Origin of the sequence: Streptomyces sp. RB17, assembly GCF_009604455.1 — a bacterium.
In the GTDB taxonomy this organism is placed as follows: domain Bacteria; phylum Actinomycetota; class Actinomycetes; order Streptomycetales; family Streptomycetaceae; genus Streptomyces.
In genome coordinates this window covers 452,807-468,735 of sequence record NZ_WEGL01000001.1, presented here as the reverse complement: position 1 = coordinate 468,735, position 15,929 = coordinate 452,807, and the positions used below count along the sequence as shown (strand labels likewise).

Annotated in this window: 15 protein-coding genes; 6 read left to right on the top strand and 9 right to left on the bottom strand. The window is 73.2% G+C overall.

The window, feature by feature from the left end:
* Positions 1-6: 6 nt before the first annotated feature.
* Both SRB17_RS02160 and SRB17_RS02155 read right to left on the bottom strand, forming a co-directional pair.
* Entirely contained in the window at positions 7-873 is an 867-nt protein-coding gene (locus SRB17_RS02160) for a hypothetical protein (RefSeq protein WP_323374852.1), read from the bottom strand.
* A gap of 1 nt (position 874) precedes the next feature.
* Positions 875-1,441 (bottom strand): sigma-70 family RNA polymerase sigma factor, encoded by a 567-nt coding sequence (locus SRB17_RS02155; protein WP_416237030.1) that lies wholly within the window; start codon positions 1,439-1,441, stop codon positions 875-877.
* Positions 1,442-1,772: 331 nt separating this feature from the next.
* Between SRB17_RS02155 and SRB17_RS02150 the strand changes: the two genes are divergently transcribed.
* From SRB17_RS02150 to SRB17_RS02140, 3 genes are all read left to right on the top strand, one after another.
* Entirely contained in the window at positions 1,773-2,792 is a 1,020-nt protein-coding gene (locus tag SRB17_RS02150) for an aspartate-semialdehyde dehydrogenase (protein ID WP_323374851.1), read from the top strand.
* A gap of 100 nt (positions 2,793-2,892) precedes the next feature.
* Positions 2,893-4,266, top strand: coding sequence for an RNA polymerase subunit sigma-70 (locus tag SRB17_RS02145; RefSeq protein ID WP_323374850.1), 1,374 nt, complete (start codon positions 2,893-2,895; stop codon positions 4,264-4,266).
* Positions 4,267-4,334: 68 nt separating this feature from the next.
* Positions 4,335-5,093: an SDR family NAD(P)-dependent oxidoreductase gene (locus tag SRB17_RS02140; RefSeq protein ID WP_153534088.1), complete on the top strand. Its 759-nt coding sequence runs from the start codon at positions 4,335-4,337 to the stop codon at positions 5,091-5,093.
* A gap of 83 nt (positions 5,094-5,176) precedes the next feature.
* On the opposite strand, the gene pepN is transcribed toward SRB17_RS02140, so the two are convergent.
* Positions 5,177-7,753, bottom strand: a complete 2,577-nt coding sequence (pepN, locus tag SRB17_RS02135) for an aminopeptidase N (protein WP_323374849.1) — start codon at positions 7,751-7,753, stop codon at positions 5,177-5,179.
* A gap of 112 nt (positions 7,754-7,865) precedes the next feature.
* Between pepN and SRB17_RS02130 the strand changes: the two genes are divergently transcribed.
* Entirely contained in the window at positions 7,866-8,381 is a 516-nt protein-coding gene (locus SRB17_RS02130; protein ID WP_153534086.1) for a DUF1203 domain-containing protein, read from the top strand.
* A 20-nt stretch (positions 8,382-8,401) separates the two neighbouring features.
* On the opposite strand, the gene SRB17_RS02125 is transcribed toward SRB17_RS02130, so the two are convergent.
* From SRB17_RS02125 to SRB17_RS02110, 4 genes are read right to left on the bottom strand one after another with little or no spacing between them, the layout of a single operon-like run.
* Positions 8,402-9,403: a LysR family transcriptional regulator gene (locus SRB17_RS02125; protein WP_153534084.1), complete on the bottom strand. Its 1,002-nt coding sequence runs from the start codon at positions 9,401-9,403 to the stop codon at positions 8,402-8,404.
* Positions 9,404-9,420: 17 nt separating this feature from the next.
* Positions 9,421-10,347 (bottom strand): DMT family transporter, encoded by a 927-nt coding sequence (locus SRB17_RS02120; protein WP_416237014.1) that lies wholly within the window; start codon positions 10,345-10,347, stop codon positions 9,421-9,423.
* 28 nt (positions 10,348-10,375) lie between these two features.
* Positions 10,376-11,305 (bottom strand): EamA family transporter, encoded by a 930-nt coding sequence (locus SRB17_RS02115; protein WP_323374848.1) that lies wholly within the window; start codon positions 11,303-11,305, stop codon positions 10,376-10,378.
* On the bottom strand, positions 11,302-12,699 hold the full coding sequence (locus tag SRB17_RS02110) for an MFS transporter (RefSeq protein WP_194293877.1): 1,398 nt from the start codon (positions 12,697-12,699) through the stop codon (positions 11,302-11,304). The genes SRB17_RS02115 and SRB17_RS02110 overlap by 4 nt, the downstream gene beginning before the upstream one ends.
* Positions 12,700-12,803: 104 nt before the next feature.
* Between SRB17_RS02110 and SRB17_RS02105 the strand changes: the two genes are divergently transcribed.
* On the top strand, positions 12,804-13,322 hold the full coding sequence (locus SRB17_RS02105; RefSeq protein WP_153534082.1) for a MarR family winged helix-turn-helix transcriptional regulator: 519 nt from the start codon (positions 12,804-12,806) through the stop codon (positions 13,320-13,322).
* Here SRB17_RS02105 and SRB17_RS02100 read toward each other — a convergent pair.
* A complete protein-coding gene (locus tag SRB17_RS02100) occupies positions 13,319-14,806 on the bottom strand; it encodes an FAD-dependent monooxygenase (RefSeq protein ID WP_153534080.1) in 1,488 nt (495 codons plus the stop codon). The genes SRB17_RS02105 and SRB17_RS02100 overlap by 4 nt on opposite strands.
* 128 nt (positions 14,807-14,934) lie before the next feature.
* On the opposite strand from SRB17_RS02100, the gene SRB17_RS02095 reads away from it, so the two are divergent.
* A complete protein-coding gene (locus SRB17_RS02095; RefSeq protein WP_153534078.1) occupies positions 14,935-15,513 on the top strand; it encodes a TetR family transcriptional regulator in 579 nt (192 codons plus the stop codon).
* A 134-nt stretch (positions 15,514-15,647) separates the two neighbouring features.
* Here SRB17_RS02095 and SRB17_RS02090 read toward each other — a convergent pair whose 3' ends face one another.
* Positions 15,648-15,923, bottom strand: a complete 276-nt coding sequence (locus SRB17_RS02090) for a hypothetical protein (RefSeq protein WP_323374847.1) — start codon at positions 15,921-15,923, stop codon at positions 15,648-15,650.
* Between the last annotated feature and the right edge of the window lie 6 nt (positions 15,924-15,929).

Below are 15,929 nucleotides of genomic sequence, written 5' to 3'. Positions count from 1 at the left end.
CGCCCCTCACGGCTTGTCGGTGGGCGCCTCCTCGGCGGGGCAGGTCACGTGCCGGGACGTTGGCAGCGCCTCGGTGATCCAGGCACGGTTGACGGCCACGCGGGTGTCGCCGACGGCCCACAGGCTCGCGTTCTGCTGCCCCACGCCGACCTGGACGAGCACGTGCTGGCCCTTGCGCGGGGCCGGCCGCGCACCGCCGTCGAGCAGGAAGCCGACCTCGGACGGTCCGTGCGGAGGCTGGTACGCGGGCTTGTAGGAGCGGATCACCTGCAGCGTGATCCGGCTCCAGGGGGACTCCTTCTGCGGCTCCACCCCGGCCACGGTGCCCTCCACGACCAGCCTGGAGCAGGCCAGGTCGAGTTCCGGGTCGGACGGCCGTCCGCCGTCCCCGGAGACCTTGGCCCGGGCGTCGCCCACGCTCTTGCCCGAGGAGTCCGCGGCGGCACTGTTGTCGTCCGAGCCACCGGACTGCGTCACCATCCAGCCGAACCCGACGACCACCGCGAAGGCCGCGGCCCCGGCGAGCGCCCCGAACGCGACCCGCAACGCCCGACGCGGTCCGGAGGGCCGGCCGGGGCGCGGGGGACGCGGGGGGCGGCGCCCGGCACGCGCCGGCCGTGTGCCGCCGCGCGGCCGGGACACCGGCCCGGGATGCCCGGCGCGCTCCTCGGGCACCGTCTCCTCACCGGTCAGCGCCTCCGCGATCCAGGTCAGCTGCTCCTTCAGCACCGCCACATCGGCCTCGGCGGCCCGGTGTTCGGCAAGGAAGCCGGGATCGCGCTGGGCCTCCTCCGGCAGCGGTTCCCCCGTGACGGCCGCCATCAGCGCGTCCATACCGCCGTACTCCCCGGCGTCTCCTCCTCCGGCGGTCACGTCACACCACCTCGCCCTCGTGCAGGCGGTCGCGCAGCGCGCGGACCGCCGTGTGCAGCCTGCTCTTGAACGTGCCCTCGGGGATGTCCAGCTCCTCGGCGATGGCCCGGACGGGCAGGTCGGCGAAGAAGCGCAGGACGACCACCTGCCGCTGGGCCGCGGGCAGGTCGTCCAGGCCCTGGGCGACGGCGAGGGAGAGCAGGCTGGTCTCCTCGCCGGAGGCGTGCGCGGGCTCGCGCAGCGCGGCCAGCCGCTCCCCCAGCCGCTCCTGGCGCCGCTTGGCCCGGTGCCAGTCCATGGCGAGGTTGGAGGCGACGACCGCCGCCCACGCCGACACGTCCCGCGGCGCCTCCCGGCCGCTCGCGGTCCGCTCCAGCAGCCGCAGCCGTACCTGCTGCACCCCGTCCGGCAGGTCCGACTGCGGCACCCCGCCGAGCGCGAGCACCGCCCGCACCCGGCGTTCCTGGGCCGCGTCCAGCGGGTCGTCGCCGGTACGGTCCGCGCGTTCCCCACGGTCCGTACCGGCGGCGTACGCCCCCTGGTCGCGGCGCGCCCCTCCGCGCAGCACAAGCCACCCCCTCACGCGTTTGCCCCTACGACGCGGCAGCGGGCCGAAACGTTCGGACCGGTTTCCGGCGGTCCGCAGAGGCGTACGTCACACCGCAGTGTGTCCGGGAACCGTACGGGCAGGGGCGGGACAGCACAGCTTGCGGCCCGGGCGGGCGGTGGGGGGAATTTCTCCAGCTCAGCGGGGGTTCCGTCGGACGTACGGAACCGTCCGCCGGGTGATCGTGTCCCACTCCTCGGGCACGCCGCGCAAAGAATTGGACAGGTGGACCGGGGTCGGCCGCATGATGGAAAAGCCCCGGTCATGCACGAGACACAAAGAGGGAGTCGCTGTGAGGGTCGGAATCGTCGGAGCCACCGGTCAGGTCGGCACGGTCATGCGCAGGATCCTCGCGGAGCGGAACTTCCCGGTCACCGAGCTGCGCCTGTTCGCCTCGGCCCGTTCGGCCGGCACCGTGCTGGACGGGGTGACGGTGGAGGACGCGGCGACCGCCGACTACACCGGCCTCGACATCGTGCTCTTCTCCGCGGGCGGCGCGACCTCGAAGGCGCTGGCCGAGAAGGTCGCCTCCCAGGGCGCGGTCGTGATCGACAACTCCTCCGCCTGGCGGCGTGACCCCGAGGTTCCGCTGGTGGTGTCCGAGGTGAACCCGCACGCGGTCGCCGACCGCCCCAAGGGCATCATCGCCAACCCGAACTGCACCACGATGGCCGCGATGCCCGTCCTGAAGCCGCTGCACGAGGAGGCGGGCCTCGAGGCGCTGGTCGTCGCCACGTACCAGGCGGTGTCCGGCTCGGGTCTCGCGGGCGTGGCCGAGCTGCACGGCCAGGCGCAGAAGGTGGTCGCCGACGCCGACAAGCTGACCCACGACGGCGCGGCGGTCGACTTCCCCGAGCCGCAGGTCTACAAGCGGCCGATCGCCTTCAACGTGCTCCCGCTGGCGGGCTCCATCGTCGACGACGGTCTGAACGAGACCGACGAGGAGCAGAAGCTGCGCAACGAGTCCCGCAAGATCCTGGAGATCCCCGCCCTGAAGGTCTCCGGCACCTGCGTGCGCGTCCCGGTCTTCTCCGGTCACTCCCTCCAGGTCAACGCCCGCTTCGCCCGCCCGATCTCCCCGGAGCGCGCCACCGAGCTGCTCGCGGGGGCCCCGGGCGTCGCCCTGTCCGACATCCCGACCCCGCTCCAGGCGGCCGGCCAGGACCCGTCGTACGTCGGCCGCATCCGCCGCGACGAGACGGTGGACAACGGCCTCGCCCTGTTCGTCTCCAACGACAACCTCCGCAAGGGCGCCGCGCTGAACGCGGTGCAGATCGCGGAGCTGGTGGCGGCGGAGCTGTCCGCGAAGTAACCCTGCCGAACGGCACAGGGGCGGTCACGGTCACGTGGCCGCCCCTGTCGTGTCCCCCGGCCGCCGTGCGAGGATCGCTGGCCCGGATTCCGAGCGGGAGGTGGCCGTGGAGACGTGCGCGAGCTGTGGGGGCCCTCTTCCGGCGCGGGACGGCCGCCGGGGCCGTGGTGCGGTGTACTGCTCGGCGGCGTGCCGGCAGAGGGCCTACCGGGAGCGGCAGGACGGCGGCGGGGGCCTGGAGGAGCTGATCGAGTCGGTCGGCCGGCAGGCGGGCGCGCTGGTGCCGCGGCCGGCCTCCGCGCTGTACACGGGCGTGACCGAACTGTCCGCCTCCGTGGCCCGGTTGCGCCGTATCGCGCGTGTCGCGCAGGAGACCCTGGGAAGCGGGGACCATTCCGTCACGGAGATCCATGTGACGGAAGACGGCGGGTCCGGCAGCTCGGATTCCGTCACCCACTCCCCCGTGACGGAATCCGACGAGCCGGCCCTGTGCGAACCGCAACTCGACAAGACCTCCTTCGACGAGACCGCCTTCGCCGCCCTCACCGAATCGCACCGCCGGGAGATCCGCGCCCACTGCTACCGCATGACCGGCTCCTACGACGACGCCGAGGACCTGGTCCAGGAGACGTTCCTGCGGGCCTGGCGGGCCCGGGACGGCTATCAGGGCCGGGCGAGCGCCCGTACCTGGCTGTACCGCATCGCGACCAACGCCTGCCTGGACTTCCAGCGCCGTACCGCCCGCCGCCCGCAGCACTACGAGCCGCTGCCCGGCATGGACCACGGCCCCGGTGAGCCGCCCGCCCGTATCACCTGGCTGCAGCCCTGTCCGGACGTCGAACTGCCGGACGGTGCCGCGGAGGCGCGCGAGACCGTGGAACTGGTGCTGCTGGCCGCTCTCCAGCACCTGCCCGCCCCCCAGCGCGCCGCGCTCGTGCTGCGCGACCTGCTCGGACTCACCGCCGCAGAGACGGCGCAGGCCCTCGACACCTCCGTGGCCTCGGTCAACAGCGCGCTGCAGCGCGCCCGTCCGGCCCTGCGCGCGCATCTGCCGGCGAGCCGTACGGACTGGACGGCCACCCCGCCCACGGACGCCCAGCGGGCCACGCTCCAGCGGTACATGGCGGCCGCCGAGCGGCTCGACTTCGACGCGATGGCCGGGCTGCTGGCCGAGGACGTCACGCTGACGATGCCGCCCAATCCGTTCTGGTTCACCGGCCGCGAGGCGCTGCTGGCCTTCCTCCGCCCGAGCCTCGACCCCGCGTCGCCCATGTTCTTCGGCCACTGGCGCCATCTGCCCGCCCGCGCCAACGGGCAGCTCGCGGCCGGGGGTTACGTCCGCCGCCCCGGTACGAACGTCTACCGCGCCCAGGTCCTGGACGTGCTCCGCTTCGACGCCGCCGGCCGCATCGCGGAGGTCACGTCCTTCGAACCGCACCTCTTCCCGGCGTTCGGACTGCCGCTGCGGCGGTGAGCGATGAGCGCACGGGGTGCCGTACGTCTGCACAGGTGAACCGGACAACGTCTCCCAGGGAGTTCACCATGCTGCTCACGGACAAGACCGCGATCGTCTACGGCGCCGGCGGCTCGATCGGCGGTGCGGTGGCCCGCGCCTTCGCCGAACAGGGCGCCCACGTCCATCTCGTCGGCCGTACCCGCGAGACGCTTCAGGCGGCGGCCGCCGGCCTCAAGGACGCCGAGGTCGCCGTCGTGGACGCCCTCGACGAGGCGGCGGTGGAGGAGCACCTCGGGCAGGTCGGCGACGTCGACATCTCGTTCAACCTCGTCACCCGCGGCGATGTGCAGGGCGCGCCGCTCACCGAGATGCCCGTGGACGACTTCCTGCGGCCGGTGATCAACGGCGTCCGCGCCAACTTCATCACCGCGCGGGCCGCCGGGCGCCGCATGGCCGAGCGCGGCTCGGGCGTCGTCCTCACCCTCAACAGCGGCTCCGCGCACGGCAGTCCGATGATGGGCGGCACGGGACCGGCCGATGCCGCGATCGACACGCTCGTACGGAATCTGGCGATCGAGCTGGGTCCGCGCGGGGTGCGGGCCGTGGGGCTGTGGGCGGCCGGGGTGCCGGAGACGTTCACCGTCGAGAAGCTGTCCGCCGTCAACCCGGCCATCGACGAGGCCGCCGTCCAGGGCATCGTCGGCCACCTCGCGGGCATGCGCATGACCCGCCGCAACCCCACCCTCGCCGAGGTCGCCGCCACCGCCGTCTTCCTCGCCTCCGACCAGGCCGCCGGCATCACGGGCACCTTCGTCAACGTCACCGGCGGGATGGTCGCCCGCTGAGCCGGGCAGGGGGCCCGGTGCCGGCGAGCCCCGCGCATGCGAAAGGGCGCCCGGCACGCAGGCCGGGCGCCCTTGCCGCCGTGCTACTTGCCGGCCGCCGCGTCCGCCGCCTGGGCCTTCAGGGCCCGCTCGACGCCCGCGCGGGACTCCGAGACCAGGCGGCGCAGGGCCGCGTTCGGCTCGGCCGCCGCCAGCCAGGTGTCGGTCTTGGCGAGGGTCGCCTCGGAGACCTGGACCGCCGGGTACAGGCCGATGGCGATCTGCTGGGCGATCTCGTGCGAACGGGATTCCCAGACGCCCTTGACGACCTCGAAGTACGTGTCGGCGTACGGCGCCAGCAGCTCGCGCTGGTCGGTCTGGACGAAGCCGCCGATCACCGCCTCCTGCACCGCGTTCGGCAGCTTGTCGGAGTCGACCACCGAGGCCCAGGCCTCCGCCTTCGCCTCCGGCGTCGGGCGGGCCGCGCGAGCGGTGGCCGCGTGCCGCTCACCGGCCGCGGTCTTGTCCCGCTCGTACTCGGCCGCGATCTCCGCCTCGTCGAAGCGGCCGACCGCCGCGAGCCGCTCCACGAACGCCCAGCGCAGCTCGGTGTCCACGGCCAGGCCCTCGACGGTCTGGGTGCCCTCCAGCAGGGCCTCCAGCAGGTCCAGCTGCTCCGGGGTGCGGGCCGTCGCCGCGAAGGCACGCGCCCAGGCCAGCTGGTGGTCACCGGCCGGCTCCGCCGCACGCAGGTGGGCCAGCGTGGCGTCGGTCCAGCGGGCCAGCAGGGCCTCGCGGGCGGCGGGGTCGGCGTACAGGTCGACGGCGAGCTTGACCTGGCGGTGCAGCGACTGCACGACGCCGATGTCCGACTCCTTGGCGATGCCGGACAGGACCAGGGAGAGGTAGTCCCGGGTCGCCAGCTCCGCGTCCCGCGTCATGTCCCAGGCGGACGCCCAGCACAGGGCCCGCGGCAGGGACTGCTCGAAGTCGCCGAGGTGCTCGGTGACCGTCTTCAGGGACTCCTCGTCCAGGCGGACCTTGGCGTAGGAGAGGTCGTCGTCGTTGAGGAGGATCACCGCCGGACGGCGCTTGCCCGTCAGCTGCGGTACGGCCGTCAGCTCGCCGTCGACATCCAGCTCGATCCGCTCGGTGCGCACCAGCTTGCCGCTCGCGTCGTCCAGGTCGTACAGGCCGATGGCGATCCGGTGCGGGCGCAGGACCGGCTCGCCCTTGGCGCCGGCGGGCAGGGCCGGGGCCTCCTGGCGGACGGCGAAGGAGGTGACGACCCCGTCGGCGTCGGTGGCGATCTCCGGGCGGAGGATGTTGATGCCGGCCGTCTCCAGCCATTTCTTCGACCAGGTCTTCAGGTCGCGGCCGGAGGTCTCCTCCAGGGCGCCGAGCAGGTCGGACAGGCGGGTGTTGCCGTACGCGTGCCGCTTGAAGTAGGCCTGCACGCCCTTGAAGAACTCGTCCTGGCCGACGTACGCGACGAGCTGCTTGAGGACGGAGGCCCCCTTGGCGTACGTGATGCCGTCGAAGTTGACGAGCACGTCGTCCAGGTCGCGGATGTCCGCCATGATCGGGTGCGTGGACGGCAGCTGGTCCTGCCGGTACGCCCACGTCTTCATCGAGTTGGCGAACGTGGTCCACGAGTGCGGCCAGCGCGAGCCGGGGGCGGCGGACTGGCAGGCGATGGAGGTGTAGGTGGCGAACGACTCGTTCAGCCACAGGTCGTTCCACCACTCCATGGTGACGAGGTCGCCGAACCACATGTGGGCCAGCTCGTGCAGGATCGTCTCGGCGCGGACCTCGTACGCCGCGTCGGTCACCTTGGACCGGAAGACGTACTGGTCACGGATGGTGACGGCACCCGCGTTCTCCATCGCGCCCGCGTTGAACTCGGGCACGAACAGCTGGTCGTACTTCGCGAACGGGTAGGCGTAGTCGAACTTCTCCTGGAACCAGTCGAAGCCCTGCCGCGTGACCTCGAAGATCGCGTCCGAGTCCAGGAACTCGGCGAGGGAGGGGCGGCAGTAGATGCCGAGCGGCACGCTCTGCCCGTCCTTCTCGTACACGCTGTGCACGGAGTGGTACGGGCCGACGATCAGCGCGGTGACGTACGACGAGATGCGCGGGGTCGGCTCGAAGGACCAGACGTTGTCCTGCGGCTCCGGGGTCGGCGAGTTCGAGATCACCGTCCAGCCCTCGGGCGCCCGCACGGTGAACCGGAAGGTGGCCTTCAGGTCCGGCTGCTCGAAGGAGGCGAACACCCGGCGGGCGTCCGGGACCTCGAACTGGGTGTAGAGGTAGGCCTGCTCGTCGACCGGGTCGACGAAGCGGTGGAGGCCCTCGCCGGTGTTGGTGTAGGCGCAATCCGCGACGACCCGCAGGATGTTGCGCCCCTCCAGCAGCCCCGGCAGGGCGATCCGCGAGTCCTTGAAGACCTCGGCGGGATCCAGCTGGTCGCCGTTGAGGACCACCTCGTGGACGGCCGGTGCCACCAGGTCGATGAACGACTCCGCCCCGCCCCGGGCGACGTCGAAGCGCACCGTGGTCACGGACCGGTAGGTGCCGCCCTCCTGCGCGCCGGAGAGGTCGAGATCGATCTCGTACGAGTCAACGGTGAGCAGCTCGGCCCGCTGCTGCGCCTCTTCGCGAGTCAGGTTTGTGCCAGGCACGCGGTCATCTCCTCGTTATGTGTGGGTTGCGCCATCCTTCCATGCCCCCCACCGGGAACGCGATGTCCGGTTCCCGCCGGTGGGCGGGGCGTCGCGGCAGGACGCTGAACGTATGACGACGACACGGACGACGACGCGCAGGCCCACAGGCACGACGACGGCGTACACCGCCCGGCCCATCACCCCCGCGGTCCTTCGGTCTCTGCGGGCCACCGATGACGCCGGCCGCCCTCTGCGGCCCTTCACCGACGAGGAGGGCGGCGCCCCGCTGCGCTGCTGCCTGCGCCGCAGCGAGCCCGGCGAGCGGATCGCCCTGGTCTCGTACGCGCCGCTGCGCCGCTGGGCGGCCGAGACGGGCGCCGACCCCGGCGCGTACGACGAGCAGGGCCCGGTCTTCATCCACGCCGAGGAGTGCCCGGGCCCGGCGCCCGACCCCGCCCTGCCCTTCACGAACGCCCACCGCGTGCTCCGCCGGTACTCGGCCGACGGCCGGATCCTGGGCGGCCGCCTGACGGCCGACGACTTCCCGTCCGCCCTCACCGAGGCCTTCACCGACCCGGAGGTGGCGCTGGTACATGTGCGGGCGGTGGAGTACGGGTGCTTCCTGTACGAGGTGCGGCGCGGCTGAGAGCGGCGGGGAACGGGACCTCAGGCCTCCTGGATGCGACGGGCCGCGGCCACGAGCTCGGCAGACAGGGCGGGCGGTGCCTGGGAAGGGGAGCACGCGGTCGTGTTCGCATGACCTGCGCGGCCATGGGCTGAAGCCGCGTTCCGCAGAGCCTCCAGCACAGGGGTCACCGCGGGCCCCGTCTCGCCGCCCCTGCGCACCGCCGCCGTCACATGCCGCACCGGCCCGTCCGCCCCGAGGTCGCGCATGACGACTCCGTCGCGGCGGGTCGCGGCCATGCGGGGGACCAGGGCCACGCCCATGCCCGCCTCGACCATGGCGAGGATCGCGGTCCAGCCGGAGGCCGAGTGGCCCTGGTGGGGGGTGAAGCCGGCCGCCTCGCAGGCGCGGCGGGTGATGTCCGACCAGGGGCCGCTGCCGCCGAAGATCCAGGGGTCCGCGGCCAGGTCGGTCAGGTTCAGGGAGTCCGCGCGGGCGAGGAGGTGGTCGGGGGGCAGGGCCACGTCCAACGGGTCGGCCAGCAGAGGGACTTGGGAGAAGCGGGGGTCCGCCGCGCTGGGGGCCGACGCCGCGAGGGACAGGGCGAGGTCGACCTCGCCGGCCGTCAGGAGGTCGTAGGCCTCGGCGGCCTCCGCCTCCCGGACCCGGACCGTCACCCGGGGGTGCGTGTCCCGCAGGGCCCGTACGGCGGGTACGACCAGGGCGGGTACGGAAGTGGAGAACGCGGCGACCCGGACCTCCCCCGCCTCCCCCCGGGTGTACGCCGCCAACGCGGCCTCCGTGCGCTCCAGTTGTTCGAAGACCGGCTCGGTATGGGCCAGCACCAGTCGGGCCGCGTCGGTGAGCCGTACCCGGCGGCCCTGTGCCTCCAGCAGGGTCACGCCGAGCTGCCGGGCGAGATTGGTGAGCTGCTGGGAGACCGCGGACGGGGTCATGTGCAGGGCCTCGGCCGTCGCGGTCACGGTGCCGCGCTCGCGCAGGGTGCGCAGGATCTGCAGCTTCCGGATGTCCCACTCGGCCATGCCCGGAAAGCTACACGTCAACGCCGTGAACCCGCGCCCAGCACCACCCCGCCCAGGATCAGCGCCATCGACAGCAGCTGCGGCAGCCCTGTCCTCTCGCCGAGTACCGCCCAGGAGAGCAGGGCGACGCAGACCGGCTGGAGGTGGTAGACGATGCCCGCGCGGGTCGCGCCGACCAGGGCGATGGCCCTGTTCCAGGCGAAGAAGGCCACCGCTGAGGAGGCGACGCCGACGTAGAGGAGGGGCAGGACGGTGGCGGGTGTGGGGTGGAAGGAGCCCTGCACGGTCACGCTCACCGCCTGCGCGGGCAGGAGCAGGACCGCGCCGGTCAGGAACGTGGCGAACAGGAAGCCGGTGCCGTGGAGTTCGACGGGCCTGCGGCGCAGCAGCGCGCTGTAGCCGGCGAAGCAGCAGGCCGCCGCGACCATCCACAGGTTGCCGGGTGAGAACGCCGTACCGCCGCCGAACAGCAGGGTCACGCCCGCGCAGGCGATGAGCAGGCCCGTGGTGCGGCGCGCGCCGAGGCGTACGCCGCCCAGCCGTTCGAAGACCGCCATGAGCACCGGCGACGCGGCCATGATCAGGCCCATGGTGGCGGCCGGGGTGGTCAGTCCCGCCTGGTTGACGAGGGTGTTGTAGGTGGCCACGCCGAGGAGGGAGGCGAGGAGGACGTAACGGGCGTGACGGCGCAACAGTCTCCGCTGCCGCCAGGCCTGGCGGGCGCCGAAGGGGGCTACGGCGAGGAGTGCGATGACCCAGCGCCAGAAGGCGTGCTGGACGGGCGGGACGCTGTCGTGCAGACCGCGGGAGGTGACGAAGCTGCCGGACCAGACGAGGGTGGCGAGGGCGGCGAGGGCCAGGCCGGTCGCGGGGGCGGCGGCCTTGCGGGCGGGCGCGGAGGCGGGTGCGTCGGAGGTGGTGGTCCTGGGCAGGACGGCGGCCACGGGGCTCCTTTCGGTGGGTGGTGTGCTCCTACCGTCGCAGCGCCCGATCCATCAGGTCCATCGAAACTTTCCGACCATTCTTTTCAGTTGAACCGAACGATCGGGGCCGGCCTCCACCGAGCTGCCCCACCAGCGTCGCTCCGAACGCCAGAACCATGCCCGCCACCTGCACCGGTGTGAGCGCCTGACCGAGGGCCGCCCAGCCGACCGCGGCCGCCGTGAGCGGGGAGAGCGGGCCGAGGAAGGCGACCTGGGTGGCGGTGAGCCGGCCGATGCCACGGAACCAGAGCCAGTACGCCACCGCCGTGTTGGCCAGGGCCAGGTAGAGGTAGCCGCCCACGGCGCGGGCGTCCAGGGCGGGCGGGGCCCCCTCGGCCAGGACGGAGAGCGGCGCGATGAGCAGGCCGCCCGCGGTGAGCTGCCAGCCGGTGAGCGCCGGCGGACCCACGCCGTCCGGGCGGCCCCACCGCTTGGTCAGCACCGTGCCGGCGGCCATGGAGGCGGTGGCGGCTACGGCCGCGAGCACGCCCACGGCATCGAGGGTTCCGGTTCCCTGGAGGACGACGAGACTGACCCCGCTCGCGGCGGCGACCCCGGTGACGAGCGTGCGCGGGGCCGGCCGCTGCCCGAGCAGCAGCGCCGAGAGGCCGACGACGAACAGCGGCTGGACCGAGCCGACGACGGCGGCCGTACCGCCGGGGAGCCGGTACGCCGACACGAACAGCAGCGGGAAGAAGGCGCCGATGTTCAGCGCGCCGAGCACCACCGACCGCCACCACCAGCCGCCCCGCGGCAACACCCGGGTCAGCGCCAGCAGGAGCAGCCCGGCGGGCAGGGCCCGCAGCAGGGCCGTGAACAGGGGGCGGTCCGGCGGAAGGAACACGGTGGTGACGGCGTAGGTGGTGCCCCACGAGACGGGCGCGAGCGCGGTGAGCGGAACGGTCAGGGATCGGTTCACGGCCGGGTCCTTCGGGTTCCTTCGGTACCGGCGAGGACAGGGGCCGGGGTCCGGGCGGAGGCCGAGGACTGGGCGGAGGTCGAGGCCCGGGCGGAGGTCGAGGCCCGGACGGGGGTCTGGGCAAGGGTGCCGCCGCGGGCCACCGTCGCCGGCAGCGGTCGTACCGCCTCCGCCGGAAGTCGGGGTTCCGTTCGGATCAGGAGGGCTGCGGCGACCGCCGAGGTCACGATGAGGACGGCCCAGGGCGCACGGCCGTCCAGGGCGAGCAGGGCCGTGAACAGGGAGGGCGCCACGGCCTTCGCCAGGGACCAGGACATCTGGTACGCCGCCAGATACCGGCTGCGCACCGCTTCGGGCGCCGCCGCCACCGCGAGCACCTGGGCGGCGGGGCTGTGGATCAGCTCGCCGAGGGTGTAGACGACGACCACGGCGACCAGGGCCCCGCCCAGCACCGTGTCCGAGCCGGGCCGTACGGTGCCGAGGACGATCTGCGCGGCGAAGGCGGTCGCGAACAGGCCCCCGCCCAGCGCCGCCGCCCGGGTACGCCGGGCCCCGGCCCCGCGGACCCGTGCGCCGACGCCGACCCCGGCGACCGCGCACAGCACGGTGTTGAGGGTGAACGCGGCGCCGGTGAGCATCGAGGGTCCGTGCAGGCACTCCACCATGAAGAGGGGGAAGAGGACCGACAAGGCCGAATAGCTCAGCGCGTTGAGGAAGTTGGCGCCGGTGACGACCAGGAAGGGCCGGTCGGCGAGCACGAGCCGGTAGCCGGAGCTCGCCCGGCGCGCGACCGGGGCCGCACCTGCCGTACGCCCCTGACGCGCGTGCCTCAGGGGCCGCAGCAGCAGCGCCGCGAGCGCGAAGGAGAGGGCGTTGCCCCAGGCCGCGTACGTGTAACCGGCGCTGCCCGCGAGGGAGATGACCAGCGTGGCCAGGAGCGCGCCGGCCCCGTTGCCGGCGTTCTGCAGGGCGCGCGTCGACGCCTGCAGCCGGTCCTGCCCCGCCCCGCTCGCCACCTCGCCGATCAGGGACTGCTGGGCCGCCGGGAAGGCCCGGTCGGCGGCGGCCGTGACCAGGGCGACGGCCGCGAAGGCGGGGAGGGAGTGGGCGAAGGGATAGAGGGCGAAGCCGGCGACCCGGACGCCGTACAGCGCGTACTGCACCCGCTTCGCGCCGTACCGGTCCACCGCCGTCCCGGCGAGCGGGAGCGCCGCGATGCCCGCGAGGCCGGTGACGGTGAGCACGGCGCCCACGACCGTGAAGGACAGCCCGGTGACGGCATGGAAGAAGACCAGCGTGAACGGGACGTACATGCCGGTGCCCATGCCGTTGACGGCGGCGGTGACCGGCAGGGTCCACTCGCCGGGGATGCGCTCGTTCGTTCCTGCCACCATGACCCCCTGAAGTAACTTGGTAGAAAGTAGCTTAGCATCAAGCAACTTTCTGGCAAGTCACTTACCTTCTTGCTGGCAATCACCCGGAGGGCCATACTCGGCACATGAGCGCAGGCAAGGATTCGGTGGACGCGATCATCGACCAGTGGGCGGCTGTACGGCCCGACCTCGACTCCCGGGCGATGGAGGTCTTCGGGCGGATCTACGGCCTTTCCCGCACCATGGGCGACCGCATGGAGAAGGCGTACCAGCCCTACGGCGTCTCACGCGGCGAGTTCGACGTGCTCGCGACCCTGCGCCGGGCCGGCGAGCCGTACACCCTCTCGCCGCGCCAGCTGTCGGCCACCCTCATGCTCACCACCGGCGGGATGACCGGGCGCCTCGACAAGCTGGAGAAGGCCGGCCTGCTGCGCCGCTCCCCCGATCCGCACGACCGCCGGGGCCTGAAGGTGACCCTGACCGAGAAGGGGCTGGACGTCATCGACCGGGCGGTCGGCGCGGGGCTCGCGGTCCAGACGGAGGCCCTGTCGCGCCTCGACGACGAGCAGGTCGGCCAACTGGCCGACCTGCTGAGGGAGTTGCTCGCGGGGACGCTGCAGGCGCCGCACCGGGAAGAGGGCTAGCCGCCCACGTGCGCGGCGACCGCCGCCTCGATGTCCGCAGCGTCCGCCGCGTCGGCGGCCCAGGCCGCGTATCCGTCGGGGCGGACCAGCACGGTCGTACGGCGGCCGCTCGCCCAGTGCGCCACGGTCAGCCGGTCCGCGCGGCCGGACCCCGCCTCGTACGGCTGCGGGGTGACCAGCACGAACCGGCCGCCGCGCAGCGCCTCGTAGAGGCGGCCGCCGCCGGACAGGGCGACGTCCGGGACCCGGGTGCCGGTGAGGCGGTGGGCGCCGCGCGGTGCGGGGTAGCGGTAGCCGACGCCGGTGACCTGGCCGGCGACCTTGCGCCGGGCGGGGCCGACGGCGTTCAGGAACGTGGTGAGTGCGGCGCGGGCCGCGAGGGTCCAGGGGCGCTTGGCCATGGCGAGGCGGACGATCCCGCCGCTGCTGCGCAGCACCGACCTGCCCACGGGGTGCCGCTCGGCCTGGTAGGTGTCGAGCAGCGCGGGGTCCGCGTGGCCGGTGACGACCGCGGCCAGCTTCCAGCTCAGGTTGGCCGCGTCCTGGAGGCCGGTGTTCATGCCCTGGCCGCCGGCCGGGGTGTGCACGTGCGCGGCGTCGCCGGCCAGGAAGACCCGGCCGGCCCGGTAGGCGGGCGCCTGCCGTTCGTCGCTGTGGAAGCGGGACATCCAGCGGGCGTCGTGCATCCCGTAGTCCCGGCCGAGGGCGAGCCGGGTGATCTCCTGGACCTCCGCCAGGTCCAGCGGCTCGGTGTCGGGGACGTTGCGGCCGCGGTGCCAGCCGATCACCCGGTAGTAGCCGTCGCCGAACGGCGCGAGGAAGGCGAAGGCGTCGCCGACGGCGTTGACGGTGAGCAGGGTCGGCGGCTTCTCCGCGAGCCGGACGTCGGCGAGGACGACGGACCGGATCACCGACTTGCCCGGGAACGGCAGCCCGATCGCGTCCCGCACGATGCTGCGCATGCCGTCGGCGCCGACGACGTACGCCGCCCGCAGCCGCTCCGTACGTCCCTCCGGCCCGCGCGCCTCCACGGTCACCCCGTCGGCGTCCTGCGTGAGCCCGGTCAGCTCGGTCTCATGGCGGAACTCGGCCCCCGCCTCGACCGCCCGGCGCTCCAGGACCTTCTCGACCTCGTACTGCGGGAGGACGAGCAGGTGGTTGAAACGGGAGGGGAGGGCGGCGAGGTCGACGGTGAGCCGGCCGAAGAGGTTGAGACGGTCGAGGGGTTGACCGGCCTTTTCGAGGTCGTCGGCGAGAGCGCGGGCGTCGAGCTGTTCCAGGGTGCGGGCGTGCAGGACGAAGGCGCGGGAGAGGTTGCTGATCTTGTGGGGGCGCTTTTCGAGGACGGTGACCGGGACGCCGGCGGTGGCGAGGTCGCCGGCGAGGAGCAGGCCGGTGGGGCCGGAGCCGACGACGATGACGGATCCGGGCGTGCCGGTGACATCGGTGGTGCTGGTGCCGTTGTTGCCAGTGGTGCCGGTCATGGTGGCCTCCTGGATGTCAACGCCCGTTGGCCAACACTTGTTGGTCAACGCTTGTTGGCAACAGTAGGAGCGGTCTGCCGGGGAGTCAACACTTGTTGGCCCACACGCGTTGGCCTACGCTCGTTGGCATGACCGGCAGCACGAAGACGAACCAGGCGCGCCGCTCCGACGCCACCCGCACCGCCATCCTCGACGCCGCCCGCGAGCGCTTCGCCGCCGACGGCTACGAGCGGGCCACCATCCGGGCGATCGCCCGGGACGCGCACATCGACCCGTCCATGGTGATGCGCTACTACGGCAGCAAGGAGGGCCTCTTCGCGGCGGCCGTCGCGCTGGATCTGCGGCTGCCCGACCTGACGCGGGTGCCGCGGGACGAGGTGGGCCGGGCGCTGGTGAGCCACTTCCTCGATATGTGGGAGGAGAACGAGGAGCTGACGGCCGTCCTCCGGGTCGGCGCCACCAACCAGGCCGGGGCAGAGCGGATGCAGGGCGTCTTCCGGGACCAGCTGCTGCCGCTGGCCCGGCAGGTGTGCCCCGACCCCGAGCAGGTTCCGGCGCGGGCCGCGCTGTGTGCCGCGCAGCTGCTCGGACTGGCCCTCACCCGCTATGTGCTGCGCCTGCCGGCGGCGCGGGAACTGCACCGCGAGGAACTGCAGGCGTGGCTCGGGCCGACCGTACAGCGGTATCTGACCGCGCCGAGCCCTTGAGCGGGACCGCCACGGCAAGAACCGAATACGGCACGCACGACGAAAACACCGAGGGCGCCGACCCCACCCGGGTACGGCGTCGCACGCGTACCGGCGGGAGGACAGGCGCCCCCGGCGAGGGAACCGGTGTCCGGTCAGGCCTTGGCGTCGGCCCCGGACTTCACCTTGGACGAGGGCTTGATGGTCCTGATCTTGGACTTGTCCAGCGCCATCACCAGACCGGCGATGACCACGAACAGCGCGATCGGGATCAGCACGTAGAGGCCCAGCGTCTGGATGACGCTCAGGCCGGGGCCGGGGTCGTCGCCGTCGTCGCGGGTCAGCGCGAGCGCGGGGGACGACATGAGCAGCATCATCAGCGTCGTACCGGCGGCCAGGGCGCCGGCGCGCAGGGCGTTCTTCTTGTCCACGATCTC